Genomic DNA, 24,571 nt, shown 5'->3' on the forward strand with positions numbered 1-24,571 from the left:
TTACCTGACGACCTAAATGCCCGGTTCGCTCTCCCTTTTATCCAGAGTGACCACTCTTAAGAATCAATAACAAAAAGGTATTCCCGTATGCTAGACCAAGCGATCAAGCAGCAGTTATCACAGTATCTGACAAATTTAAAAGAAGACGTCCGTTTAGTGGTCAGCCTAGATGAAAGCAAAGGCTCACAAGACATCCTCGCTTTGGCTAATGAAATTGCGGAGCTGAGTGAATTGATCAGCGTTGAACGTGACGACGCAGCCAGTGAACGTAAGCCGGTTATGGCCGTGACCAACCCGAAATCGGGCACGCAGTTGCGTTTTGCCGGTGTGCCTATGGGGCATGAGTTCACCTCGCTGGTGCTGGCGCTGCTGCACTCTGGCGGTCATCCGATCAAACTTGAACCGGCGGTCATTGAACAAATCGCCAAGCTGGATAAAAAGCTCGATGTTGAGGTGTTTATCTCGCTCTCATGTCAGAACTGTCCGGATGTGGTCCAGGCATTTAATATGATGGCGGCCATCAACCCGGATATCCGCGCGACCATGATCGATGGTGCGTTGTTCCAGGACGAAGTGAAAGCGCGAGACATCATGGCGGTGCCGAGTGTGTTCATTAACGGTGAACTGTTTGGTCAGGGCCGTATGACATTGAACGAGATTCTGAACCAGTTAGATGATGGTGCGGCTGAAAAAGCGGCGGCCAGCTTGAATGAAAAAGATCCGTATGATGTGTTGGTTGTTGGCGGAGGACCTGCGGGCGCAGCGGCGGCAATTTACGCAGCACGTAAAGGCATTCGTACTGGTATTGTCGCCCAGCGTTTAGGCGGTCAGGTAATGGATACCATGGCGATTGAGAACTTCATCTCTGTGCAACGTACCGAAGGTCCAAAGCTGGCAGCCAATATGGCGGAGCACCTTAAAGAATATGGGGTGGACATCATTACAGAGCAACAAGCAGACAAATTGATGGGCGCGGAATTTACCAATGACGGTAAAGTCCATGTCAATCTGCAAAGCGGCGCCACACTGAAAAGTCAAAGTGTCATCTTGAGCCCGGGTGCTCGTTGGCGTGAAATGAACGTACCGGGTGAGCAGGAATACCGTAATAAAGGGGTTGCATACTGCCCACACTGTGATGGTCCGTTGTTTAAAGGCAAGAAAACCGCCGTGATCGGTGGGGGTAACTCAGGCATTGAAGCTGCCATCGATCTGGCGGGTATCGTTGAACACGTGACTGTATTGGAGTTTGCCGATGTACTGCGTGCCGACCAGGTACTGATCGACAAAGCTAACTCATTACCAAACGTTGACATCATTACCATGGCGCAAACCACAGAAGTGATCGGTGATGGCACTCGTGTGACGGGCCTGCAGTACAAAGACCGCAACAGTGATGAGCTCAAACAACTGGAGCTGTCAGGTATCTTTGTCCAGATTGGTCTGGTACCCAACACGGAATGGCTGAAAGACTCGCAGGTTGAGTTGTCTGCCCGCGGTGAAATCGAAGTAGGCAGTCGGGGTGAAACCAGCATGGACGGTGTGTTTGCCGCGGGTGACGCGACGACGGTACCGTACAAACAAATCATCATTGCGATGGGTGAGGGGGCCAAAGCCAGCTTGGGAGCCTTTGACTACCTGATTCGCAAACAAGCGTAACGGCAAATCTATCCACTTTTAAACGAGCCCAATCGGGCTTGTTTTTTTATTGGTGATGCTGGCTGCTGGCCAGCTCTGAACAGACAGACTGCAAAAAGGCCGATATTTTCGGCGCCAAGAACTTGCGCCCGGCATAGAAAGCGTACAGCACAAGGTCGTTGGCAGGATACTCTAAGCTGACGGCTTGCAACTGGCCAGTGGCCAGTTCTGTCTCACACATGGCTTGCGGCATGATGGCCAACCCCAGCCCGCGTATCGCCGCTGCTTTAGCGATGTGACCACTGTTGACCCGGAAAGTAGACTTTGGATGGAAGGTGACAGGTTGTTTGTCACCTTGGAATACCCAAGGCGCACCGTTAAGCGCAGACAAGCTGGTGATGCACGGCATGTGCTGAAGATCACTGAGGCAGCGTGGCGTTCCGTAGCGGTCAATAAGTTCCGGTGACGCGACCACAACACTGGACCAACGACACAGCTCAACAGCGACCCAACCACTGTCCGCCAGTGTGCCGCGATTGTAGGTCAGGATCAGATCAAATCCGTCAAGAAAATCTTCTCTTGGGTGCAAACTGGTATCGCACAGGAACTGAACGTCAGGATACGAGCAGCAAAAATCCACGGCAGCCTGAGCCAGTGGAGGAATGTCAGGCATCAGTACTTTGAGTTGTCCGGTGATATGACGGGTGTGATTACTCACTTCGTGCAGGGCATCATGCAAGGCGCTCAACAGATGCTTGGTCGAACTGTAGAGCTGTTCCCCGGCGCGGGTGGGCGTTACCCGACGGGTGGTGCGTTCCAGTAACTTGGTGCTGAGTTTGTCTTCCAACAGAGCAACATGACGACTGACGTTAGAAGTGGGAATGGAGAGGTGTTCGGCAGCCTGTTTAAAACTGTGCTGCTCGTAAACACACTGGAAGCTTTTCAGCCAGATTGGGTCAATATCATCCAACACATTTATTATCCCATTATGTGAAATTATCAAACCAATTTTACGCCCTTTATCTAATAATCTTCAATTGTAAACTGGGGTTTTGCTTTCAAGGGGCATTGCTATGTTGCACAGTTCTACACTTTCCACTCCGCAAAATACGTCACCATTGTTCATCGCGTTTTTGGTGCATTTTCTGTTAGCGCTGGACGCGCTGGTGATTGTGCCATTTAGTGCCGTGATCACGACGCAACTGGCGGTGTCTGGCGCGCTTGCCGGTTATCTGACCATGGCTTATGCGCTGGCTGCGGGTGTGACGTGTCTGCTGTTTAAAGGCGCAGACAACATTAATACGGAGCGGCGACGTTGCCTGACACTGCTGCTTGGCTTGGCGCTGGTAACAGGCGCGAGTGTGTGGGTGGCATCTTTCGAGTGGATGCTCATTGCCAGAGTAGTGGCCGGGGTGTGTGGAGGTGGCCTGGCCGTAGTCAACCTTAACCTGATGGTGTTGCAGGTCGATGATGAACATCGCAGAAAGCACACCGCACTGTTACTGAGTGCTTTTCCGCTTGCTCTGACACTGGGCGTGCCGTTACTGCTCCTGTTGGCCGGAGATCACTGGCAGTGGTCGTTTGCCATCCTTGCGTTGTCACTGCTTGCGGTGTGGCTGGTATTTTTCTTGATTTGCCGCAGAGTAGCCCCGGGATCTGAGCCTGACAGCGGCGGGCAAAATCCGCGTTTTTCCGAAGCAGTCGCTGAGCGCAGAGTATTGTGGTTTGCTGTTGCCATGATCAGCTCGGCAGTGCTGGGGACGTTTGTGGTCTCGACTCAGTTTCCGGTGATGCTGCACCTCAACCTGACCATCGGGGCCGGGCTGCTCAGTGGCTGTTATACATTTGGAGGACTGGGCTCGTTTATCGTCATGCAAACTTACGCCCGCCTGAGATTAACGTCAGGGCAGTCAGGGCAATGGATATTTATACTGACCGCTGTCATGCTGGGCGCAATGGTCTGTGGCTTCAATACACAGGATGTGTGGTTGGCGGCGGGGGCTTTTGTGTTCTTCATTATCGCCAGTTCTGCGCGAAGTTTAATCCTCGCCACTGAGATGATCGCAACATTACCGATCGCTGTGAGAAATCACATCATCGGAATTCAGAACGCGTTGCAACATTTTGCCGTCGGAGTTGGTGGGGCACTTGGCAGCGCGTTGATCGCCACAGATCGACATGGGCAGCTGGATTTTTCCGTCATGCTTTGGGCTGCGGCGGCACTTGGCGTGGTGCCCGTGTTGCTGTGGCGATACCGGCGTTGGGAATCTTGAGGCGCTGAAAACAAAAGCGGCCCAAGGCCGCTTTTGGACAGGGTTTGGTGTGGTTTAGCCAATCACCATCTGGCCCAGAACGTAACCCAGGCAGCAAGCACCCACGACACCGATCAGACCGACCGACATAAAAGAGTGGTTGAAATACCACTTACCGATTTTGGTGGTGCCGGAGGTATCAAAGTTGACCGTCGCAATATCGGATGGGTAGTTCGGAATGAAAAAGTAGCCGTAGACGGCGGGCATGATACCGATCAGTAGCGCCGGATCCAGTCCGAGCCCGAGGCCAACCGGCAACATCATCCGGGCAGTGGCGGCTTGCGAGTTAACCACCACCGACACAATGAACAGCGCCAGTGCGAACGTCCAAGGGTAGTTCGTCACCATCTCGACAATGCCTGATTTGAATTGCGGCATGGCGTACTGAAAGTAAGTGTCAGACATCCAGGCAATACCGAAAATCGCGATGGCGGCCACCATACCGGATTTGAATACCACACCGTTGGGCACGTTGCGCGGATCGGTTTTGGTTGCCAGCAGAATCACACCGCCGAAACACAGCATCATCATCTGAATCACCACGGCCATACTGATCGGCTTGGAGCCGTCAGTAATGGTGCGGATTTCCGGAACCATGGCGATCACCACAATGGTCAGAATCGATAGCATGAACAGCAGGACCGAATTACGCGCCGAGGTTGGCAGCGTTTCGTCCAGTGATGTGGCAGTGGTATTGAGGATGCGCTCACGCCATTCCGGGTCCTGAAGGCGGGCCTGATATTCGGGGTCGTCATCCAGCTCTTTACCACGCTTTAAGCTGTACAGTGACATCAGTAACGTGCCGAATAGCGTTGCCGGGACAGTGACCAGCAAAATCGACAGCAGGGTAATGTCGTGCTGAATATTGGACAGTTGTGCCAGATAGTACACCACCGCAGCTGAGATAGGTGATGCAGTAATGGCGATTTGCGAAGCAACTGAAGAGGCGGCCATTGGCCGCTCAGGGCGAATACCGTTTTTCAACGCAACGTCGCCGATGATTGGCATGATGGAATAGACAGCGTGACCCGTGCCGAGCAGGAAGGTCATAAAATAAGTCACAAACGGGGCGATCAACGTGACTCGTTTTGGGTTCTTACGCAGTACCTTTTCTGCGACCTGCAACATGTATTTGAGGCCCCCGGCTGCTTCCAGAATCGAAGCACAGGTCACAACTGCAAGAATGATCAGCATTACGGTAACAGGTGGTGATGTTGGCGGCATCTTGAAGACAAAGACCTCAATCACCAGACCGATACCGGACACGACACCCAGCCCGATACCGCCGTAGCGAGAGCCGATATAAAGCATCAGCAAGAGGAATAAAAATTCCAGATAGAGCATATTAACAACCCCTTATAAAATTATGGTTATTAACATTCTCTTATGTAAGATACCAAAAAAATGAAACTCGCTTCACACAACCTAAGTCACCAAAAATGAAATGCTTTTTATCGGATTTTCAGCACATTATTGGCCGGATTCGTGACGTAATTACGGCGATTTTGTAAGGAGAGTGTTGCGCAATATTAATGTGCCAGTTAACGAAAATAAGCCGGATGCATAAAAATCCCGGCAGAGCAGCGTTATTTGACATAGCAGGCAACAAAGCAGCGCACCGCGGTTTCGATAGCGGCGTTTACCTGCTCGCAACTTGGCGGTGGTTGATGAGCAAGCAGTTGAGGCCAGAACACGCTCGCTTTGATACTTCCGATATATTGTTCTACGGCCTGGGACACATTCTCCACTTCCAGGACGCCGGCTGCAATGCCTTGCTTAACCCACACGGTTAAACCGTAACTGTCTTCAATCGCGGCGAATTTTTCCATCAACAGGCGTGAGGTGTGCGGACAACGGATGCACTCTGCCATCACCATACGAGCAGTCATCTGAAAGTCTTCAGTATTGATATAACACAGTTGTTGCTGAGTCAGAGTCTGCAACTGTTTGGCGACTGACACAGAAGGTTCAAACTGCAGGGCTTTTTGGTCATCAAAGCGACATATTAGCTTGTCTACAATAACTTCGAACAGGGCGTCTTTGTTGGGGTAGTACTTATAAAGCGTCCGCTTTGATACGCCGGCCTGTTTGGATATCCCTTCCATACTGGCCTGCTCGAAGCCTTTCTGAGAAAAAACTTCAATGGCAGATTTGATGATATCGTCTTGTTTTATATCGCTTCTTTTGACCATGTGGACACCTGTAGAAGACTGAAGTAAACGATGGTGTTTACTTTTAACGTTGTGATGTCTAAAGTATACACCATCGTTTACTTTTCTGGGTAGCCAAATAGGTCATGAACATGAGTAATGTAATCAAAGCCTCGTTTGTTTCTCTTCTGGGTGTGATGGGTATCAATCAGGCCTCCAGAGCAGACAGGCACAGTGAAGCGCTACAACAGAGTGCGCAGCTTCGTGCGGACCGAATCGCTCGCTCCCCGCAATTTCAAGACGGCAAAGCCATCGCGCGCATGCCCGCCGTACCCAGCCCGGAAAGTATGTCGACCACCATGTGGAAGTTCTTTTTTGAACGTGGGCAACTGAAGCCGCAAGTGCGTCTGCCTCATCACCGGGTGGATTTGGAAGCCCTGGCTGAGCCAAGTGACGCGCTGCGTGTCACTTGGTTGGGACACTCTAGCTTGTTCATCGAAATGAACGCTACCCGGATTCTGGTCGATCCGGTATTTGAGTATGCCTCTCCGTGGGTCGCCAAGAAACTGTTTGACCGCAATGTTGACGCGCCAGTCACTCGCGAACGTTTACCCAAACCAGATGTCATTCTGATTTCTCACGATCACTACGATCATCTGGAAGAAGCGACCATTCGTTACTATGCCGATAAAGAAGTGCTGTTTTATGTGCCTCTGGCCGTTGGCAAACACCTGGAAAAATGGGGAGTGTCGCCGAACCATATCCGTGAGTTTGACTGGTGGGAAAGTCATCAGCTCAATGGCATTGAGTTTACTTCTGCGCCCGCTAATCACAACTCCGGACGTACCGGATTTGATTCGAACACCACATTGTGGTGCTCCTGGGCGCTGCGCAGTGAACAGGGTGCGTTGTTCTACAGCGGTGACAGCGCCTACGATCAGCATTTCAGGCAGATTGGTGAGCGACTGGGTCCGTTTGACATGGCGTTTATTGAAGTGGCTGCCAACGTTAAAGAGGGCAAAGGGTTTCCGGTAGAAAATTGGGGACATATGCAGGCGCGTCACACGTTAAAAGCGTTTCAGGATCTTGGCGCCGACAAATTGTTCCCGGTGCACTGGTCAACCTTCGAATTGTTCTCCCACAAATGGGATGAGCCGATGACGGATCTGATTGCGGAAGCAGAAGCCGCCTCAGCGAATCTGGTCACGCCCATGATTGGAGAGACGATTGAAGTGAAAAAAGAATTAAACACGTCATTTTGGTGGAAAAACCAAGAAATGAATTTGGTTAAAGCCAAGCTAAGTTATCAAAACTAGAATATATAACTAACTGACAAGTAGACAGAATATAATCCAAGCCTGCGAATTGCGGGCTTATTTATATGTCTACTAAATTACTGCTATCTTTTTCATATTTTCTTCATATACTGACCAAATAACGCACAATTTGAAGTGTGTCACATTGGTTAGGGAAGGAGAGCGTATGGAAAAAGGGGAAAGTCTGTTTCAGAAACAACGGATTAAGCGGTTTAACAGCTCTGTATGGACGGTGTTGACCGGCGTGCTGCTATCGCGCACCAGTTACTTCATGGCCTGGCCATTTTTGATTGTATTTTTGTATCGAGATTATGGCGCAAGTGCCGTTGATGTCGGTGCCATGTTAGCGGCGTCCGCTTTGGTGGGCGCATTCAGTGGCTTGTATGCGGGTTATTTGTCGGACCGTTTTGGCCGAAAGTGGGTGATGATAAGCGGCAGTGCGGTGGCAGCCGTGTCCTTTTCCGGTATTGGTCTGGCGAGCGAAATCTGGCATTTTTATGTACTGATCATTATTACCGGTTTGATGCGTCCGATGATTGAAGCGCCTTCTAAAGCGGTGATCGGCGACAATCTCCCTAACCTGAAAGACCGTGAACTGGCGCTCAACATCCGTTATTTTCTGCTCAATCTTGGCGGTGCGATTGGACCATTGATTGGTATTTCTCTGGCGCTGGCACAGCCACAAAAACTGTTTCTGGTGACTGGTGCTACATATGTTTTGTATGGTATCTGGGTATTTGTCGGTATTGAGCGACGCAAAAAATTCACCAAGCCGGATGTTTCACTGCTGCCGAATTTTCCAGCCACGCTTAGAGTGATCAGCAAAGACAATATTTTCGTGAAACTGATGCTGGCGAACTTTATCATGATGTTTGTTTATGCTCAGGTGGAGTCGTCGATTCCACAGGTCATCGTACGCAGCCCGATCGAAGACTCGGCGCAACTGATCGCTATGCTGGTGTTGATCAACACCCTGACCATCGTAACTTTTCAGTTTCCGATGTTGAAATGGCTCGAGCACGTTTCGTTGTTTGCCCGGACCCGGATCGGCATGGCGTTGATGGGCGTCGCGCAACTGGGTTTTTTATTCACGCCAGTGGATTGGCCGGTTGGCTGGGCGTTGGCCAGCTTTATTCTTAGCCTGGGGGAAGTGATCGCGTTCCCGACACTCAATGTCCAGATTGACCGATTGGCCCCACCGCATTTGCGTGGCTCTTATTTTGGTGCGGCAGCACTCTACTCGCTGGGTTTCGCAGTGGCTCCGTTGGCTGGTGGTATTGTGATCGAATCACTGAATCCGAACTGGTTGTTCAGTCTGTGTGCCGTATTATGTGGGGTGATGATTTGGTTGTACTGGCGCGCCGAACATTGCGAAGATACGGTTGAGCGCGAGACCACACAAGCGGAAACCGCCTGAATGCTAAGCCCTCGATTGAGGGCTTATTTACGCCACTTTCTCGGCGGCCAGTGTTTCCAGCCGAGCATATATCAGCCGCCAGAACAACCACGCCACCAAACTCGCCGCAGTAATCAACACGACACTGTTGTCCCAGTTCTCGACAAAGTGGGTGATATCGCCCTCGGTTTGAGCGATGAAATCATTCATACCAGTATCTTGTTGTTGAGAATGTTGACTTGAGTAGATGTCCTTATCTACTTTTTAAAAATCAATCAATTAAGATTCCTTTTGTTTGGAGCGATACCGCCTGATACAAGTCCACTGGTGGTACGAGTCTGAAACACAAATTTGATAACTCTCAGAGACAGGCGCACACTTTGCTCTTCTCGTGTTAATGAAGGTGTAGTAATGAAAACTGGAGATAAACAGTTTGCCGTGATTGGGTTGGGGCGTTTTGGTTTGTCGGTTTGTCAGGAGCTGGAAGATTCCGGGGCACAGGTGTTGGCGGTTGACATCAACGAAGATCGGGTCCGCGAAGCGGCGGGTTTTGTGACGCAGGCGATTGTCGCCAACTGCACCAATGAAGAGACCGTCTCAGAGCTGAAGCTGAGTGACTACGACATGGTGATGGTGGCCATCGGCGCTGATGTGAACGCCAGTATTCTGACCACTCTGGTGGTGAAAGAAAGCGGGGTGAAAGCGGTATGGGTGAAGGCCAGCGATCGCTTTCAGGCCAAGATTTTACAAAAAATCGGTGCGGATCATGTGATCATGCCAGAGCGGGATATGGGCGTGCGCGTGGCACGTAAAATGCTCGACAAACGCGTGCTTGAATTCCAAGAGCTGGGCAGTGGTCTGGCGATGACCGAGATCATTGTTGGTTCGAAATTGATGGGTAAGACGCTGGGGCAGTTGGCCTTGTGTAAAGTGGCAGGCGTGCAGGTGCTGGGCTTTAAACGTGGTCCGGATATCACCAAGGCGCCGGATATGGATCGTAGCCTGGAAATTGGCGACATTATTATTATTGTCGGGCCGAAAGAGGCGCTGGCCAGTCGGCTGAAACAGTTATGATTTTTTCTCAACGGCACGGGGCGATTTACGCCCTGGACAGTGAGAAAACTCAAAAGAAAGGCGGCGAGCCGCGCATTATTCTCTTGAGTTTTCTTGGTGTCCTTATCCCGTCGGCACTATTACTCACGTTGCCGGTGTTTTCTGTTTCCGGCCTGAGTCTGACTGACGCGCTGTTCACCGCCACCTCTGCAATCAGCGTGACGGGGCTTGGTGTGGTGGATACCGGTCAGCACTTTACCTTGGAAGGTAAGATCCTGTTGATGTGCCTGATGCAAATTGGTGGCCTGGGACAGATGACCTTGTCAGCCGTATTGCTGTATCTGTTCGGCGTCCGTCTGAGCCTGAGGCAGCAAGCGTTGGCCAAAGAAGCATTAGGACAGGATCGGAGAGTTAATTTGCGCAGCCTGGTCAAGAAAATCATCGTCTTTGCGATGGTGGCTGAAACGCTCGGCTTTGTGCTTCTCTCACTACGTTGGGTGCCAGAAATGGGCTGGCAAACCGGGATGTTTTATGCGCTGTTTCATTCGGTGTCGGCATTTAACAATGCGGGCTTTGCGTTGTTCTCCGACAGCATGATTGGCTTTGTGAACGATCCACTGGTCATCTTCACGTTGGCGGCGTTGTTTATCTTTGGTGGTTTGGGCTTTACAGTGATCGGTGACTTGTCGAGTAACCTGAAAAAAGGCTTCGCACATCTGCATTTGCATACCAAACTGATGCTAATGATGACGCCAGTTTTGTTGGTGTTTGGCACCATCATGTTCTGGCTGCTGGAGCACAATAACCCGTACACCATGGGGACGCTGAATCCGGGTACCCAGTGGCTGGCGGCTTTCTTTCAGTCAGCCAGTGCCCGAACCGCCGGTTTTAACAGCATCGATCTGACGCAGTTTTCTCAACCGGCGCTGCTGATTATGATTGTACTGATGCTGATTGGCGCGGGTTCGACGTCGACCGGCGGGGGGATCAAAGTCTCGACTTTCTCTGTTGCGATTATGGCAACCTGGGCATTCCTGACGCAGAAACGCTATGTGGTTTTGTTCAAGCGCACCATCAGTTGGCCAACGGTCACCAAAGCGCTGGCGATCATCGTGGTGAGCGGTTTATTGTTAACTACAGCCATGTTCTTGCTGATGCTGACGGAACAGTCCAGCTTCGACAAAGTTATGTTCGAGACTATTTCTGCCTTTGCCACGGTCGGGCTGACTGCCGGGTTAACAGCGGAGTTGTCGGAGCCTGGGAAGTGGATCATGATTGTGGTGATGATTATTGGCCGTATCGGCCCGTTAACACTGGCGTATTTGTTGGCGCGTCCGGAACCATCGCTGCTGAAATACCCAGAAGATAACGTGCTGACGGGGTAATTCAGTCCCCGCCGAAGTGATCCGACAATGCGGCGCGGCGGTTTTTCGCCGGGCCGCCGTTTTCTCTGTCAATGGTATGCTCAAACCCTTGCTTGATGAAGCGTTGAGTCGGGCTGTTGGGCTGCAGGCGTTTGAGTTGGGGTGAGCGCTCCGTTCCGGCCATTTCGTAAATCGAGATGCCACTGCCCGTTTCGACGTAGATGCGCTTGCCGGTAAAATCGTATTGGGTGGCGATCAATCGGCCATTCTTGAACACGCCGTGATCATTGAGTGTCAGAGTATCTGTGTTGTAGACCGGTGTCCCGATCTCAATCCAGGTTCCATAGACATGTTCTGGGTTGGTGTAAGCGCGATAGCTAAAATAGATCAACAGGGCAAACCCGGCGGCAAGCGTCGCCAGAATCAAACCTAAGATAACTTTGATTGCACTCTGTTTTGCCATTCCAGACCCAGCGTCGACTCCTACACCTGTAACGGGATTTTTGACTGCCATTCCTTGCATCCCCGGCCACGAGTTATTCCGTACTCCGTATGACAGAGTGTAATAATTGGCTCAAGGTCGCAAATAACACCAGTAGAAATTTGATCTTCTGCTCAAAGGTTACGGCCTGTTATGCAGCGTTATGGATATCCAGATACGGCGTGACCAGTGACTGAACATCGACGTTGGCGTGCAAACGAGCTGCCAGTAAGTATAGCCCACCGATTTTGCGGTGGAGGAAAAGCGCATCCGCAGGTGGTGTATGCCAATAATCTTTTTCCATACTCAGGACGGTGCCGGCATCACGCAGTCGCTGCGCCAGGCCGCTGGTGGCAAAATCATAATCACCCTGATGCAGCATGGGCTCACACGCCATTCTGACCAGTGCTAAGATGGCTTCCCGCTGCTCTGGAGCAATGGTTTGACTGAAAAAGCCAATCTGAGTCAGAGCAGTATCTAGCTTCTCAGTTTCCCCCTTCATTACTGCCGAGAACGCCATGCGATAGCCTTCGCTGATGGTGGTGCGGTATTCACGGGTCGCGCCGAAATCCAATAGGGCGATTTGTCCGCTGGCATGGTTGTACAGATAGTTGGCAAAGTTGGGATCGGTTTGTACCAACTGAAATTCGAACAACTCGCGAAACAACAGAGAGAGTATGTGGGTCATGACCTGATCCCGAATCGGCTGAGCAGCGCTGTGCAGTGATTCGATCGGCACGCCCTCCACATACGACATGCTTAGGACGGTTTTAGAGCTGAGTGCGGGAAACACTTGTGGCACCACAAATGCCGGGTCGCCACTCAATAGCGCTTGGTAACGTCGCAGATAGTGCGCTTCGCGCACGTAATCGGCCTCGTAATGCAACTGAGTTTTCGCCTCTTCCAGTAGTGGCGCGATATCGACCTCTTTAGGGAGCAGTCCAACCACGTTGAGCAACGTTCCAACATTGTTGACATCGCTGTCGATACTTTTCTCCACGCCTGGGTACTGTACTTTTACCGCCAGCTTGATGCCGTCATCGGTGTAAGCCTGGTGCACTTGTCCAATCGAGGCGCTGGCGATCGGTTTGAAGTTAAACGCGAGGAACTGCTGTTTCCACTCCTGTCCGAGACCTTCTTCCAGTACCGCCGCCAATTGTTTCGCCAGCATGGGATTGGCGTCTGAACGCAATCGCGCCAGTACTTCGGCCAATTCCGGACTGAGGAGATCGCCTGCATCCATCGATAACATCTGGCCGACTTTCATTGCCGCACCACGCAGATGTGCGAGCTGATCCGCGACCCGTTTAAGGTTATTCGGTGTCAGAAGCAGCTCTTTGGCGGAAGGACGTTTGCCTTGCATCCACTGTTTGGTACCCTCGGAGACCACATTGCCAGTCACGCGCGTGGCAAGAGAGGCAAACTGGCCGAGACGAGACAGTCTATGGGTCGGTATTTTACTTTCTCGCTGTGACATCGTGGCGTCCTGTTGGTTGTGATTCCGTCTGACTTCATTATGTCGGTTGATGACGAAGTTCCCTAAATTATTCTCTTTATACGCGCTCGCTTCCATCTGGTTGCATCGATGAGTCGGTGCTCGTGTACTGCGGCAATTATATTTTCATCAACATCTTGTGCCATTCGAGGTTATCCGATACAACTTGAACTCTCAAATCAGAGACAGGAAAAAACAATGATTAAGGAAAATACTTATTTTGAGGGCGGTGTGAAATCGCTTGGTTTTACCCAGCAAGACGGCGACAGCAGTGTCGGAGTTATGCTGCCGGGTGAATACACTTTTGGTACGGCAGCGCCGGAACGAATGACGGTTGTGAAAGGTGCGCTGATCATCAAGCGAGCCGGAGACGCAGACTGGCAGACATTTGCTGCTGGTGAGTCGTTTGACGTGGCGGGCGATTCATCGTTTGATCTGAAAGTGGAAGTGGCCACGGCCTATCTGTGTGAATATCTGGGCTGAGCCGGATAAAAAAAGCCACGCCGTGGCGGCGTGGCAAACAAAAAGTTGAATGACAGTGGATTATCCAACTTTCTCTTACCAATCGTCCCCGAAAGGACACCTAAGAGGGGTTAGTACAATTCAAACTGACCACTGTTGTAATCCCGGATAGCCTGTTCAATCTCAGCAACGCTGTTCATGACGAACGGGCCATAGTGAACCACAGGCTCGTTAATCGGCTCACCTATAAAGATCAGGACACCACTGTCTTGAGCTGCGTCGAGCGTGAACTCGTCCCCTTTGGACAGCAATGCCACCTCTCCTTGCCGGACTACGCGATCAGCCAGTCTGACCTCTCCTTTATAGTTGTACAGCATGACAGTATGATTGCCGTTGGTTTGCACTTTTAAGGCTTGTCCGGCTTGCGTGCGCCAGTCCGCTACGGTTGCCGGGACGCCGGTGTCGACCAGTGGTCCGGTCAGTTGCTGTCCTTCCAATCGGAGCTCTCCCGCCAGCAACCTGATCAGGCCTTCACTGGCAGAGTGATGTTCGGTGATGGTTTCCGGCTGAAAGTCGTGGTATTGAGCCGGTTGCATCTTGTTTTTGGCGGGTTGGTTAATCCAAATCTGGAAACCGTGCAGAGCTCCATCCTGCATAATGGGCATCTCACTATGGATGACGCCACGGCCTGCCGCCATCCACTGTGCGCCGCCACTTCTCAGCTCACCGATGTTCCCCATGTGGTCACGATGTTGAAAGTGCCCTTGCAGCATATACGTTAAGGTTTCAATCCCGCGGTGAGGGTGAGGCGGAAACCCACCAACATAGTCGGCTTCGTCGTCCGATTTGAGCTCATCCACCATCAGAAACGGTGAGAATCGCGCATTATCAAAACCGGCAACACGACGGATTTTAACGCCGTCACCGTCGGACGTGGCTTGTGACGGAATAATTTGTTGAATGATTCTCGCTTGGCGCATAACGGCCTCCTTAGTGTGTATGCAGGCAGTGTAGCGCGGTAAATTGCGGTCGTGAGGGCGGGCTTTTCGGTGGTCTTATTCGATAATTTCGAACATCAACCGAGGAATAAGCACAATTTACACTCTAGTTACTGCACTATACTGAATTTGAAAGGATTCGCTGAGGAAGAGGAGGTTGTATGGCCGTAACACGCAGAGATCCTGTTCCCCACCATGGTTACGACGAGGAGAATGATTTCACCACAGATCAACGCCGTCGGTACACTCAGGTGGCGAATACCGCTGTCAAACGCCGTCAGGAGCAAGATGAGATCCCGGTTCACAAACGGAAACGGGCTGCGGTGATCCGGCGGGCGAAGCGCATCAACCGCAGTTCACATAAAGTAAAATATGCACTGGCAATGCTAGCGATCCTGGCGGTGGGTTTGTCGGTTATGTACCTGAGTGGCTGAACTCATTTCTGAGCCAGGCTCTGAGTTGCAGCACGTGTTCGTTCTGCAGCTTTTCTCTCTGACAGGTAAAATAAAAATCCTGATGCGGGTTAGTTACCGGCTGGCCTATCTCTCTCAATAAACCGAGTTTAATGTCATCACGCACAAATAAGCGGTGTGTGACGAATACGCCCAGTTTTCGTATCGTCGCCTGCACGGCCTGAATAGAGGCTGAGAAAGAGAGATTGTGTCCTGACGTTGGAAGTGGAAGCTGGTGCGCATCACACCAGACTTGCCAGTCGTGTTTGCGACGTTCATTGGCTGCGATGATCGCGGGATAAGTATTTAGCAGCTCAGCAAGATCGATGGGGTTATCTCGTTCAAGCAAATCCGGGCTGCACACCATCACCAGTTCATCTTTGCCCAACAATTCACAGTAATAATCCTGCCATTCGTCGGTGTGACCGTGAATGATGGCAACGTCTACTCCTTCCTGTTCCAGAACAAAGCTACCTACCAGGGTGGAGATGCGTACGTCGATATTGGGCGCGAACTGATTGAAGCTGTGTACCCGTGGGATCCACCAGTGCATGGCCAGTGAGTTGACCATGTTAAGTGTCAGCCGATGCGAGTGGCGTTTTTCGATCAGATTCTGAGTGGCAACAACGATCTGCTCCAGCGCCGGCGCAATCTGTTTGTAGTATTGCTTACCATTGGCGTTGAGTGTGACGTTGCGACCTGAGCGGTGAAACAGGGGCTGATCCAACTGCGTTTCCAACGATTTGATCGCCTGGCTGACGGCAGAATGACTGACATTCAGCGCTTTGGCGGCCTCGGTCATGCTGCCGGTTTCAGCTACCGCGACGAATGAATACAGCGATTTGAGTGGTGCGAGTTTTTTCATAAGTAAGTTTTTCTTACAGGTTTGGTTAATATTACTCGTTTTTTATTCGCCGGTCATCTCACTACACTACGGGGCAGAAGAGGAGAGAAGTATGTCCCGTTCATTGCGTCCTGTTGTATTTATGCTGTCATCGACATTCAGTCTGTCGCTGACAGGCTTATTGTCTAAGTATCTGGCTGAAGCGATGAATGCTCAGTTGTTGAGCTTTATGCGTTTTGTAGTGCCAGCCCTGATGTTGGCTGGGTTAATGATGCTGACCCGGTTTAATTTACCATCCAGAAGCATGTGGAAGCCGATGTGGATAAGGGCATTGTGTATCGCGGCTTGTCAGGTCTGCTTTATTGTTTCATTACAACATTTGTCCCTGGTTGAGAGTGTGGTGTTGTTCAGTACCGGACCCTTGTTTATTCCAGTGTTAGAAAAACTGATTTTTTCGGTCCGGTTGAGCTGGCTGACGCTGTTCGGGCTGTGCATGACATTCGGTGGTGTGCTACTGCTGGCTGGCGATGTGTCTGGTATTCAGTTGCGTCCAGAGTTGTTGATTGGACTGGCGGCCGGACTGTTTAATGCCGGCTCTCAACTCAGCTTATACCGTGCCAGCAAGGGAGGGATGCGAGCCATTGATATTAACTTCTGGACCTTCGTGTGTGCAGCGGTGTTGTTGTTTCCCGTCCTGGTCATTTCGGGAATCAGCTTAAACCCACAAGCATGGGTCGCCCCGCAAGCCAGCACTGTCGCCATTGTGGTCGCATTGCTGACCGCATCTGTGCTGATCGTAAATACCCAGGTATTTCGTTCAAAGGCGTATCAACTGGCGGAATCAAACTCACAACTGGCCCCGTTGATTTATACCAATCTGCTGTTTACCGCGGTGTGGCAGTTTTGTTTCTTTGATGAGCGTTTCACCGCGTTGCAATTGATGGGGATTTCACTCATTGTCGCGGCCAGTGTGGTGAATGTGATTGTCCCAAAGCTGATTCGACGTCGCACCCGTTCACAAACCGGTGAGCTGAATCCGGGGACCTGAAACTGAGGGGCAGGAAAAGCCATCAAGTGGCGCTGACCGCTTGATGGCGTTATAAACAGGTTTTACTTGGCAATTAAACCGTAAGGCATGCCAAGAAAAATGCCAGGATTTGAGGTGAGGGTTGGGGCGACATTGACGCTTTGCCAGTCCAGTAACATGATCGCCAGTACATTGCGATGTTCACCATATTCAAGATCGAAATCGCCGGTGGTTGAGGGAATCATGCCATGGCGTAAGTCGAGCGATGCCTGGATCGCCCGGCGTGTTTTTTCAACCACAGGATCATTATCCAATCCGGCGAGCAGGAAAGTCAGTCCAACTTCAGCGATGACATCTTCCTTAGCTCTGAGCAAAATTGTATCGATGTTGCGTCGCATGTAGTCGTAAATCCACGGGTACTGTTTCTCATCGATCTTATGCTGATAGTACCGTGAATCGGCAAACACAATGTGAGTCATACCATAGAGCTTGTTGCCGTACTGCTGTTTGGTCAGTTCACTGTCTTCGGAGTCAGGATAGGTTTCGCGGAACGTTTTAATAAACAAATCTACGACGTCTTGTTCCCCCAATTGACGCAACCAGAATGCTTGATTGGCCAGTTGCGCTGCCCAGGCTTTCACCATCTCTTTATTACTGACATACTTGGTAAAATCGTACTGGCGCAGCAATTGACGCAACTGTTTGTCTTTGACATGTTTGAGGCCATATTCGTCTGCCCGAGCCATAGAACCCAGTAAACCGACCCCGATATACAAATACTCCGGCATACTTTTGGTGGCGTTGTAGCGTCGCACACTGCGCTCGTCTTTGTCGTCGAGGTAAGCGTTGAGCCGCTTCTCTGAATAAAGAATCACTTGCTCCGGGGTATTGATCTCTTCAGCACATTCGTTCAAGCGGCTGGCCACACGGGCCAAATCACTCCAGATGGCGGCGGCGTACTTGGGATCGAGCGTTTGACGATACATTCGCAGCGCATAATGCCCTTCTTTAAACGCAGGTAGCGTGTAGAGTTGGGTTTCGTAGGTGTGGCGGATTATGTCCGCGGATTGTTGGTAAGTGGTTTGAGATTCATTCAGTGCCAATGCTGACGCCGATACAAGCAAGACGGCACTGGCAGTAAACGACAGGTAAAGTTTTTTGAGCAGCATATCAGTGAACACGTAAACGAAAGTTAATGTAAGTTTAACAACTATTTGCGTGCCGTATGCCAGCCATAAGTCAATATTTAATATTTATACAAAATTGTGATCAAAGCGAATTTATCTGACGGAAAGTCAGGTTAATACGTGCAGATTTTGGCTGGGCGGTTTTAGGGACGCAATGGCGCCAGAAGTGCTGCGTTTCTCCACTCATGATGAGCAGGGAACCATGATGCAGATCCAACTGGCGCCTTTCGCCATTGTGCTTGTGTTTGAGCACGAAACGTCGGCTATCGCCAAGATTTAAAGAGGCGATCACCGGGTTGCGGCCGAGTTCCGGTTCATTGTCCTGATGCCAGCCCATCGAATCCTGCCCGTCTCGGTACAAGTTCGCTAGCACCGAATTAAAACGCGTGCCGCTTGCGGCTTCACAGCGTTGCTTTAGCTCCAGCAACAAAGGGGACCAAGGCAGAGGTTGCATTGTCAGGCCAGAGTATGTGTATTCCGCATCGCCATACCAGGCCTGGAGTCTCGGTTGCGCCACCTGGCGGCCAAACAGGTTGATTGACTCTTGTTGCCACGGCACCTCATTTTGCAGATGTGCGAACACATGATCAGCTTCCTCCGCAGAGAGAAAATTGGCAGACCAGAGCAGGGTGCCATTAGTCAGATCAATCGTTTCTATAAGCGAATTGGGCGTGGAAAATAAATCCAAAATACGTATCCTTGACCAGATAATAATCAACAAAATGTGCAATCTGTAACTGATTACGTTATGTTCTGTTACACGATAAACTCACTCGGTGTGTGGTTGCTTATGCAAAATAGTCTCACTGAGTGATTTACATAACCAGCATAAATACCATTGCCGGACACATCATAAAAATCATAACCGGTGAAGTGAAAAATGATCAACGACAGTTTGGCTGAACGCGTGCATAGGGGAATTTGAATGTCGCATGGTTCACGCAGACATTGGTCTGTCAGCTTGCTGTTTGCGCTATTTTTAGTCAGTTCGGTCGCGATGATCGAACTGATTGATTACAACCAGAAATCGAAACTAGAGGACGAATTGCTCGAAGAAGGGCGCAAAGATTTGGCCTCGATTCGTTCACGTCTGGAAGCCACAATGTTGGCGGATATCTACCGGATTCACAGTCTGACGTCGTTTGTCAGCCTCAACCCGGAACTGACTCAGTTTAACTGGCAAACACTGGCGGCCAGTATGATTCAGGAAAGCCGTCATGTCCGCATCATCGGCCTGGCACCGAATGATGTGATTCACTACATCTATCCATTGCAGGGCAATGAACGGGCACTCGGGCTGGACTACCGGAAAGTGCCGGAGCAATGGTATTCGGTCAAAAAAGCGCGAGATGTTAAGCAGATTTTTATTTCTGGTCCGGTCCCTCTGATTCAGGGGGGACAGGCACTGATCGTACGCCTGCCAATTTTTACCGGCAGCGCGGATAACCCGGTGTATTGGGGCGTCGCCAGTATGGTGATTGATCTTGATGGCTTACTGGAAGACGTCGGTGTTCAGGACTTTGACCAGAGTTATCATCTGGCGATTCGTGGACGTAACAGCCTCGGAGCGAGCGGAGATATCTTTTATGGGGACGCGTCGACGTTCAATCGTGCGTTCAGCGTACAGACGGTCTTTTTTCCTTATGGTACTTGGGTAATTGCCGCATCGGAGCAGTCCAATCAACTCAGTCAGCTGCCCTGGTATCAGGTGCATCTGGCCCGGGTGGTTGGCTATCCGGGGTTAGTGCTTATCCTGATTGCTTTTGTGACTATTTACCGTCTTTACCGGACGGCCAATCGACGTTCTTTGCACGATGAGTTGACCCATTTACCCAATCGGCGCTACTTCATGTTTACCCTGCAACGTCACTTCGACAATGCGCTGAGAAACAAAGATGTGCAGAAGACATTCTCGGTGCTCAATATCGATTTGAACCAGTTTAAAGCCATTAATGATCAGTATGGTCATGCTGCGGGTGATCTGGTGCTCACTCAGGCGGCGCGACGCATCAGTCGTTCACTGCGTTCGTCGGACGTGGTTGCGCGTATTGGCGGGGACGAATTTTTAGTGCTGCTGCCGCGGATCAGCCGAGAGGAAGACGTTATCGCGGTGAAAAACAAAATCCAGCAGGCTTTGTGCTCTATTCCGGTTGAGTACGAGGGGCACCATATTCCGATTCATGTCAGCATCGGCTCAGCATTGTATTCGCACGAGCACCTGACGATCGATGATTTACTCAAAGATGCGGATCAGCAAATGTACAGTGAGAAACGTCGTAGTCGAGCGGCGTAACAGTGTGTCTTATACTGATAAGTGTATGAGTAAATCTGGTTGAGGAAATGAGCCGTGCGTCCGTTATCTGAATGGTTAGAAGCCTATGGTGAGAGTCACCAACATCCGATTAACCGGGCAATTCACAAAGTGGCCGTCCCGGGCATCTTTCTCTCTGTGATTGGTTTGATTTGGTCCATCCCGGCGCTGCCGATGCCCAATGTGAATGTCAACTGGGTGTGGTTACTGCTGATCCCTGTGATGATTTTTTATTTCCGCCTCTCAACGAGTGTTTTCCTGATGATGCTGGGCTTTTCACTCGCCTGCATTGGTTTGATCTGGTCGATGGAACTGCTGGGCTGGCCGGTGTTGTCGGTTTCTCTGCTGATGTTTGGCGTGTTGTGGATGCTCCAGTTCATCGGTCATAAAATCGAAGGAAAGAAACCGTCTTTCTTGGAAGATGTGCAATTTTTGCTGATTGGTCCGATCTGGGTGTTCCGTAAACATTAGTTTTTTTGCATTATGCGATTGATAATTTTTGCAAAACGTTTTATTTTTGCAAAATGCAAAAGCGTTATGCATGGTGTTTGGCTGAAACTGCACTTTATTTAACCGAAATCAGGCCGAAAATTATTTTTTAAAAGTTGGCACGCATCGTGCTTTACTTAGAGTGACCCTTATTAAGCCGAGGGTCACCTAGCCAACTGACGTTGTTAGTGAACCTTACATTTGTTCACACTTATACATAGCCAATCACGCTCATTGTGATTGGCTTTTTTTCTATTTGGCCTCCCTACTTGCTTATTCGTCGCCCTGACAATGGCTGTAGCAGCTTGGTTTACGAGGGCAGACCGCTCCACGCGAGCAAATCACCCGAGCATCGTTGGCGATACCGCGCTCTATCCACTTGATATTGAGGATCTTGGCAATGGTAATAAACTCTTTACGAATGTGAGGCGGAATCGTTGCCGTGCCGCCGTGCGATACGCAGAGTTGTTTCAAGTCTTCCGCAATTTCCAATGAGTTTCCACCCTGTGCGTCAATCGCTGGGTTGAGATCGATCCCCGCACACAGCACCCGGTTGTTGCCCGCGGGATCGGTCATATTGACCGACTCACAGCAATAAATTCTCGGCTCGTCGCCAACGTTGAGAATGGATATTTGTGCCGAGCTGCCTGGCTGAGGCTCAGAGAGGCGACGGAAAACGGCCCAGTGTTGACACGGGTCGTTCACCTTACGCATGTTTCCCCAAGGCAATGGAATACCATTACCCCGATAAACCGCTTTCAGCTTGTTTTGACCGTACGCATCAAAATAATGCCAGTGTGGGTAAGGGGAGACCACGGTCATCCGTCGCATCGCAACCGAAGGCGAGACTCCGGCTTTGGTATGCACATCAATTTCATAGCCGTTGCGATCCAGTAATTGGCGAAACGGTACTTTCGGGCACAACAGGGCGCCCGCGAAAAAGCTTGACTCGAAATCTCGCCACGCCTGCAAAATATCCTGTGAATTGAGTTCAGAGGTTTGTGGGGCGGTATTGGCGTCCTCCCAGCTGTTGGTGTGACCGACAGACAGCACATTCTTCAGCCCGTCACGACTGTGCAACACGCAATGGCCAATGTACACCGCCAGATCGTATTTCAGCCGGGTTGGGTAATCGCGCAGGATTTCGTTGAGGTAAATCGTGCCCGGTGGTTCAAAAAAGGAGGTAATCAACTGTTTGGCGCTGACCCCCAGTTCATCAACCACGTCTTCTGGCGTCCGACTGGTCCAGCGGATAGTCAGTCCCAGGCTTTTGGCAATATCAATGATGTCTTCAACTGATAGATTGAGTCGTTTCAGACCCACTTCTTCCGCCGCCCGCTCCAAATCCGGAAAATGGTTCTGGTTATTTTCCTGATGCGCCCGAATCAGCAGGTGGGCAAACTGACGCCCGGTAATACCGGTCTGGGAGAGCATTTCTGGAATGGCAATTTGCAGAATGTCGTTGGAGAACAAAAAGCTTGGTTCAAGTGCCATACCGCTGATCCCGCCTCGATTGCCTTTGTCAGGGGTAATCGCAGACTGCTCTGGCTCGTCGTCTAAGAACCAGGCAGGATCTTTTTGGAATACTTCGGCGATCACCTCCAGCATATCAACGCTGGGAACTCGTTTCCCCCGCTCAATCATCGACAGGTAAGAGACCGATGGCGCGTACTCAGGGTTAACCCGTATGCATCTCGCGGAGAGATCTTCCATGGTTAAGTGATTGCGTTTTCTAAGGTTTCTAATTTTTGTCCCTAAAAAATGGGACTGACGAACCAGGCTTTTTGACAGCGACATTTTGTAAAATTCACATTGTAAAATTTTTGTTGTGAAATTGTAGTCAAAATTCCGCTAGTCTACCAAGTAAGCAAGGTCACAAATTCGCCACGGAATGAAACACGAGTTTGGAATATTTGCTCTAGGACAGATTTTTTTGCAGCAGTCACCACCCGTTACAAAGGAAGGGCTGGTCGGAGAGAGGGAAAGACTATGAATATGCTGACATTCGATAAAAACGAAATCCAAAAACAACAAAAGCCATTTATCGCTGAAGCCGTCTTTGCCGTCGAGACGATCAGCGCTCACGAGCAGATGGAAAAACAGAAAAAATCCAAGCAACTGCTGGATCGTCTGTTCCCGCTGGAAGCCGGTTCGCATCAGGACGTTACCTGTTATGTTATCGACTACTGCCACGTGATGGCGTATTTCAAAGACGGCCGCCACAGTGGCTTGAAGCACCCCAAGCAATTTGTGGCTTATACCGGCGGCAAAGAAGAGCCCAAGTCAATTCTGTTCCGCGATGGCAGTGGTAGTCATGTTGAAGTGATGTTTGGTTGCCACAAAGGCACTGGCTGTGTGGAGTTGATTGATATTGACGACATTCAGTTGGAAACGTGCACCACGCTCGCTCAGACTTGCAATGAGACCCCGCTGGCGGCGATGCGTCACTGGATCAGCCTGGTGAAAGGCGATGAGAAAGGCAAACCGCACGCGTGCAGTGAAGATAAAGAGTACACCGCTAAAAATGGTGACGATTATCATCTCGATTACTGCTACCACCTGTAATGGGCGGGAGCACCACCAAAAGCCAGCCTTGTGTGCTGGCTTTTTTGTGGGCGCGAGTTCAGAACAGGCGCCGTTTTAGCCCGGCTTTTTCGAGAATGCGGGTGGAGATTTCTTCAACCGACAATGAGGAAGTATTGATATACGGGATCGCCTCACGACGGAACAGAGCTTCAACGGTGTGAAGTTCGAGTTTGCACTGCTCCGTGCTGGCGTAATCGCTGCCGGAAAGGCGGTTTTCACGGATTTCAGTCAGTCGCTCCGGATCGATGGTCAGGCCGAACAGCTTGTGACGGTACACTTCGAACTCCGGCAACAGACGCAGTGATTTGACGTCTTCGGCAATAAACGGGTAGTTCACCACCCGCAGACCAAACTGCATCGCCATGTACAAACTGGTTGGTGTTTTGCCGCTGCGGGAGACCCCAAGCAGAATGATGTCGGCGTGCTCCATGCCCTTGAGGGTGATGCCATCGTCGTGCGCCAGGGTGTATTCGATGGCGGCGATACGGTCAAAGTAAGTGTCTGAGTCTTTACCGACACTGCGTGAGCGTTGCAGTTTGGGTCGGGGAGGCATCTGAATGTCTTCCTGCACTTTCTGCACAATGCTTTCCAGTACGTCGTAGCTGTGGGCGGGGGCCTGAAGCAATTTACGCCGGACATCGGGCACCACAATCGAAAAGAACACCAGCGGTTTATGACCGGACTGGCGGTAGGAGTGTTCAATGGCTTTGACTACATCGTCGGCGCGATCTTCGCTGTCGACAAACGGAAAGGTTTTTTCGTTGGTGTTGACCGGGAACTGACCCAGTACAACATGCCCTAATGTTTCACATGTAATCGCGGTTCCGTCAGAAACATAGAACACATCACGACTTTGAGTATCTGTTTGCATTTTTGTTTAAAGTTTAAAAATCTTTTGAGTAGGATGTAACACATAATACAGATAATAAAACCCGGCGTTCAATTACGTCCCCCACAGCTTTAAACATTCTTTGTGAATTTTTTTCAGCTCGTACGTAATCGTTTGCCTTTAG

The 24,571-nt window shown here is 50.6% G+C and carries 24 protein-coding genes; 12 read left to right on the top strand and 12 right to left on the bottom strand.

Annotated elements, in window-relative coordinates; translation table 11 throughout:
• The first annotated feature begins 87 nt into the window (after window positions 1-87).
• Complete coding sequence (gene ahpF / locus VPR01S_RS14220; RefSeq protein ID WP_021706045.1) at window positions 88-1,656, top strand: alkyl hydroperoxide reductase subunit F; 1,569 nt, start codon at window positions 88-90, stop codon at window positions 1,654-1,656.
• A 46-nt stretch (window positions 1,657-1,702) separates the two neighbouring features.
• On the opposite strand, the gene VPR01S_RS14225 is transcribed toward ahpF, so the two are convergent.
• Window positions 1,703-2,608, bottom strand: a complete 906-nt coding sequence (locus VPR01S_RS14225) for a LysR family transcriptional regulator (protein ID WP_021706046.1) — start codon at window positions 2,606-2,608, stop codon at window positions 1,703-1,705.
• 100 nt (window positions 2,609-2,708) lie between these two features.
• Here VPR01S_RS14225 and VPR01S_RS14230 point away from each other — a divergent pair, with 100 nt between their 5' ends.
• On the top strand, window positions 2,709-3,908 hold the full coding sequence (locus VPR01S_RS14230) for an MFS transporter (protein WP_021706047.1): 1,200 nt from the start codon (window positions 2,709-2,711) through the stop codon (window positions 3,906-3,908).
• A gap of 54 nt (window positions 3,909-3,962) precedes the next feature.
• Here the strand turns inward: VPR01S_RS14230 and VPR01S_RS14235 are convergent, their stop codons facing one another.
• Window positions 3,963-5,291 (bottom strand): anaerobic C4-dicarboxylate transporter, encoded by a 1,329-nt coding sequence (locus VPR01S_RS14235; protein ID WP_021706048.1) that lies wholly within the window; start codon window positions 5,289-5,291, stop codon window positions 3,963-3,965.
• A 242-nt stretch (window positions 5,292-5,533) separates the two neighbouring features.
• The gene (locus VPR01S_RS14240) at window positions 5,534-6,139 is read right to left on the bottom strand and encodes a TetR/AcrR family transcriptional regulator (RefSeq protein ID WP_021706049.1); all 606 of its coding nucleotides are present in this window, start codon (window positions 6,137-6,139) and stop codon (window positions 5,534-5,536) included.
• A gap of 110 nt (window positions 6,140-6,249) precedes the next feature.
• Here VPR01S_RS14240 and VPR01S_RS14245 point away from each other — a divergent pair, with 110 nt between their 5' ends.
• On the top strand, window positions 6,250-7,413 hold the full coding sequence (locus VPR01S_RS14245; protein ID WP_040902804.1) for an MBL fold metallo-hydrolase: 1,164 nt from the start codon (window positions 6,250-6,252) through the stop codon (window positions 7,411-7,413).
• A gap of 166 nt (window positions 7,414-7,579) precedes the next feature.
• Window positions 7,580-8,830 (top strand): MDR family MFS transporter, encoded by a 1,251-nt coding sequence (locus VPR01S_RS14250; protein ID WP_021706051.1) that lies wholly within the window; start codon window positions 7,580-7,582, stop codon window positions 8,828-8,830.
• Between the two features lie 27 nt (window positions 8,831-8,857).
• Here VPR01S_RS14250 and VPR01S_RS22680 read toward each other — a convergent pair whose 3' ends face one another.
• Window positions 8,858-9,019 carry a hypothetical protein gene (locus VPR01S_RS22680; RefSeq protein ID WP_021706052.1) on the bottom strand — a complete coding sequence of 54 codons (162 nt, stop codon included), beginning with the start codon at window positions 9,017-9,019 and terminating at the stop codon, window positions 8,858-8,860.
• Window positions 9,020-9,220: 201 nt separating this feature from the next.
• Here VPR01S_RS22680 and VPR01S_RS14255 point away from each other — a divergent pair, with 201 nt between their 5' ends.
• Window positions 9,221-9,883, top strand: coding sequence for a potassium channel family protein (locus VPR01S_RS14255; protein WP_021706053.1), 663 nt, complete (start codon window positions 9,221-9,223; stop codon window positions 9,881-9,883).
• A complete protein-coding gene (locus tag VPR01S_RS14260) occupies window positions 9,880-11,247 on the top strand; it encodes a TrkH family potassium uptake protein (RefSeq protein WP_021706054.1) in 1,368 nt (455 codons plus the stop codon). The genes VPR01S_RS14255 and VPR01S_RS14260 overlap by 4 nt, the downstream gene beginning before the upstream one ends.
• A 1-nt stretch (window position 11,248) precedes the next feature.
• On the opposite strand, the gene VPR01S_RS14265 is transcribed toward VPR01S_RS14260, so the two are convergent.
• Window positions 11,249-11,689 carry a DUF2850 domain-containing protein gene (locus tag VPR01S_RS14265; RefSeq protein ID WP_021706055.1) on the bottom strand — a complete coding sequence of 147 codons (441 nt, stop codon included), beginning with the start codon at window positions 11,687-11,689 and terminating at the stop codon, window positions 11,249-11,251.
• Window positions 11,690-11,858: 169 nt separating this feature from the next.
• Window positions 11,859-13,184, bottom strand: coding sequence for an ABC1 kinase family protein (locus VPR01S_RS14270; RefSeq protein WP_021706056.1), 1,326 nt, complete (start codon window positions 13,182-13,184; stop codon window positions 11,859-11,861).
• A 216-nt stretch (window positions 13,185-13,400) separates the two neighbouring features.
• Between VPR01S_RS14270 and ppnP the strand changes: the two genes are divergently transcribed.
• Window positions 13,401-13,685 (top strand): pyrimidine/purine nucleoside phosphorylase, encoded by a 285-nt coding sequence (gene ppnP, locus VPR01S_RS14275; RefSeq protein ID WP_021706057.1) that lies wholly within the window; start codon window positions 13,401-13,403, stop codon window positions 13,683-13,685.
• A 110-nt stretch (window positions 13,686-13,795) separates the two neighbouring features.
• Here the strand turns inward: ppnP and VPR01S_RS14280 are convergent, their stop codons facing one another.
• Window positions 13,796-14,644, bottom strand: coding sequence for a pirin family protein (locus VPR01S_RS14280; protein WP_021706058.1), 849 nt, complete (start codon window positions 14,642-14,644; stop codon window positions 13,796-13,798).
• 179 nt (window positions 14,645-14,823) lie between these two features.
• On the opposite strand from VPR01S_RS14280, the gene VPR01S_RS14285 reads away from it, so the two are divergent.
• Window positions 14,824-15,096: a hypothetical protein gene (locus tag VPR01S_RS14285; protein ID WP_021706059.1), complete on the top strand. Its 273-nt coding sequence runs from the start codon at window positions 14,824-14,826 to the stop codon at window positions 15,094-15,096.
• Here the strand turns inward: VPR01S_RS14285 and VPR01S_RS14290 are convergent.
• On the bottom strand, window positions 15,077-15,979 hold the full coding sequence (locus tag VPR01S_RS14290; protein ID WP_021706060.1) for a LysR substrate-binding domain-containing protein: 903 nt from the start codon (window positions 15,977-15,979) through the stop codon (window positions 15,077-15,079). The genes VPR01S_RS14285 and VPR01S_RS14290 overlap by 20 nt on opposite strands.
• A 91-nt stretch (window positions 15,980-16,070) precedes the next feature.
• Here VPR01S_RS14290 and VPR01S_RS14295 point away from each other — a divergent pair, with 91 nt between their 5' ends.
• On the top strand, window positions 16,071-17,006 hold the full coding sequence (locus VPR01S_RS14295) for a DMT family transporter (protein WP_021706061.1): 936 nt from the start codon (window positions 16,071-16,073) through the stop codon (window positions 17,004-17,006).
• A 62-nt stretch (window positions 17,007-17,068) separates the two neighbouring features.
• Here VPR01S_RS14295 and VPR01S_RS14300 read toward each other — a convergent pair whose 3' ends face one another.
• Both VPR01S_RS14300 and VPR01S_RS14305 read right to left on the bottom strand, forming a co-directional pair.
• Window positions 17,069-18,154, bottom strand: a complete 1,086-nt coding sequence (locus VPR01S_RS14300) for a DUF3541 domain-containing protein (protein WP_021706062.1) — start codon at window positions 18,152-18,154, stop codon at window positions 17,069-17,071.
• A 100-nt stretch (window positions 18,155-18,254) separates the two neighbouring features.
• The gene (locus VPR01S_RS14305; protein ID WP_021706063.1) at window positions 18,255-18,860 is read right to left on the bottom strand and encodes an alpha-ketoglutarate-dependent dioxygenase AlkB family protein; all 606 of its coding nucleotides are present in this window, start codon (window positions 18,858-18,860) and stop codon (window positions 18,255-18,257) included.
• A gap of 237 nt (window positions 18,861-19,097) precedes the next feature.
• Here VPR01S_RS14305 and VPR01S_RS14310 point away from each other — a divergent pair, with 237 nt between their 5' ends.
• Both VPR01S_RS14310 and VPR01S_RS14315 read left to right on the top strand, forming a co-directional pair.
• Window positions 19,098-20,465 (top strand): diguanylate cyclase, encoded by a 1,368-nt coding sequence (locus VPR01S_RS14310; protein ID WP_021706064.1) that lies wholly within the window; start codon window positions 19,098-19,100, stop codon window positions 20,463-20,465.
• Window positions 20,466-20,519: 54 nt separating this feature from the next.
• Window positions 20,520-20,954 carry an Mpo1 family 2-hydroxy fatty acid dioxygenase gene (locus VPR01S_RS14315; RefSeq protein WP_021706065.1) on the top strand — a complete coding sequence of 145 codons (435 nt, stop codon included), beginning with the start codon at window positions 20,520-20,522 and terminating at the stop codon, window positions 20,952-20,954.
• Between the two features lie 291 nt (window positions 20,955-21,245).
• Here the strand turns inward: VPR01S_RS14315 and VPR01S_RS14320 are convergent, their stop codons facing one another.
• Window positions 21,246-22,769 (bottom strand): DUF3612 domain-containing protein, encoded by a 1,524-nt coding sequence (locus VPR01S_RS14320; RefSeq protein ID WP_021706066.1) that lies wholly within the window; start codon window positions 22,767-22,769, stop codon window positions 21,246-21,248.
• A gap of 192 nt (window positions 22,770-22,961) precedes the next feature.
• On the opposite strand from VPR01S_RS14320, the gene VPR01S_RS14325 reads away from it, so the two are divergent.
• Window positions 22,962-23,537 carry an aldolase/citrate lyase/malate synthase family protein gene (locus VPR01S_RS14325; protein WP_021706067.1) on the top strand — a complete coding sequence of 192 codons (576 nt, stop codon included), beginning with the start codon at window positions 22,962-22,964 and terminating at the stop codon, window positions 23,535-23,537.
• A gap of 58 nt (window positions 23,538-23,595) precedes the next feature.
• Here the strand turns inward: VPR01S_RS14325 and ppsR are convergent, their stop codons facing one another.
• Entirely contained in the window at window positions 23,596-24,429 is an 834-nt protein-coding gene (gene ppsR / locus VPR01S_RS14330) for a posphoenolpyruvate synthetase regulatory kinase/phosphorylase PpsR (protein WP_021706068.1), read from the bottom strand.
• Between the last annotated feature and the right edge of the window lie 142 nt (window positions 24,430-24,571).

Source organism: Vibrio proteolyticus NBRC 13287, assembly GCF_000467125.1.
Lineage (GTDB): Bacteria > Pseudomonadota > Gammaproteobacteria > Enterobacterales > Vibrionaceae > Vibrio > Vibrio proteolyticus.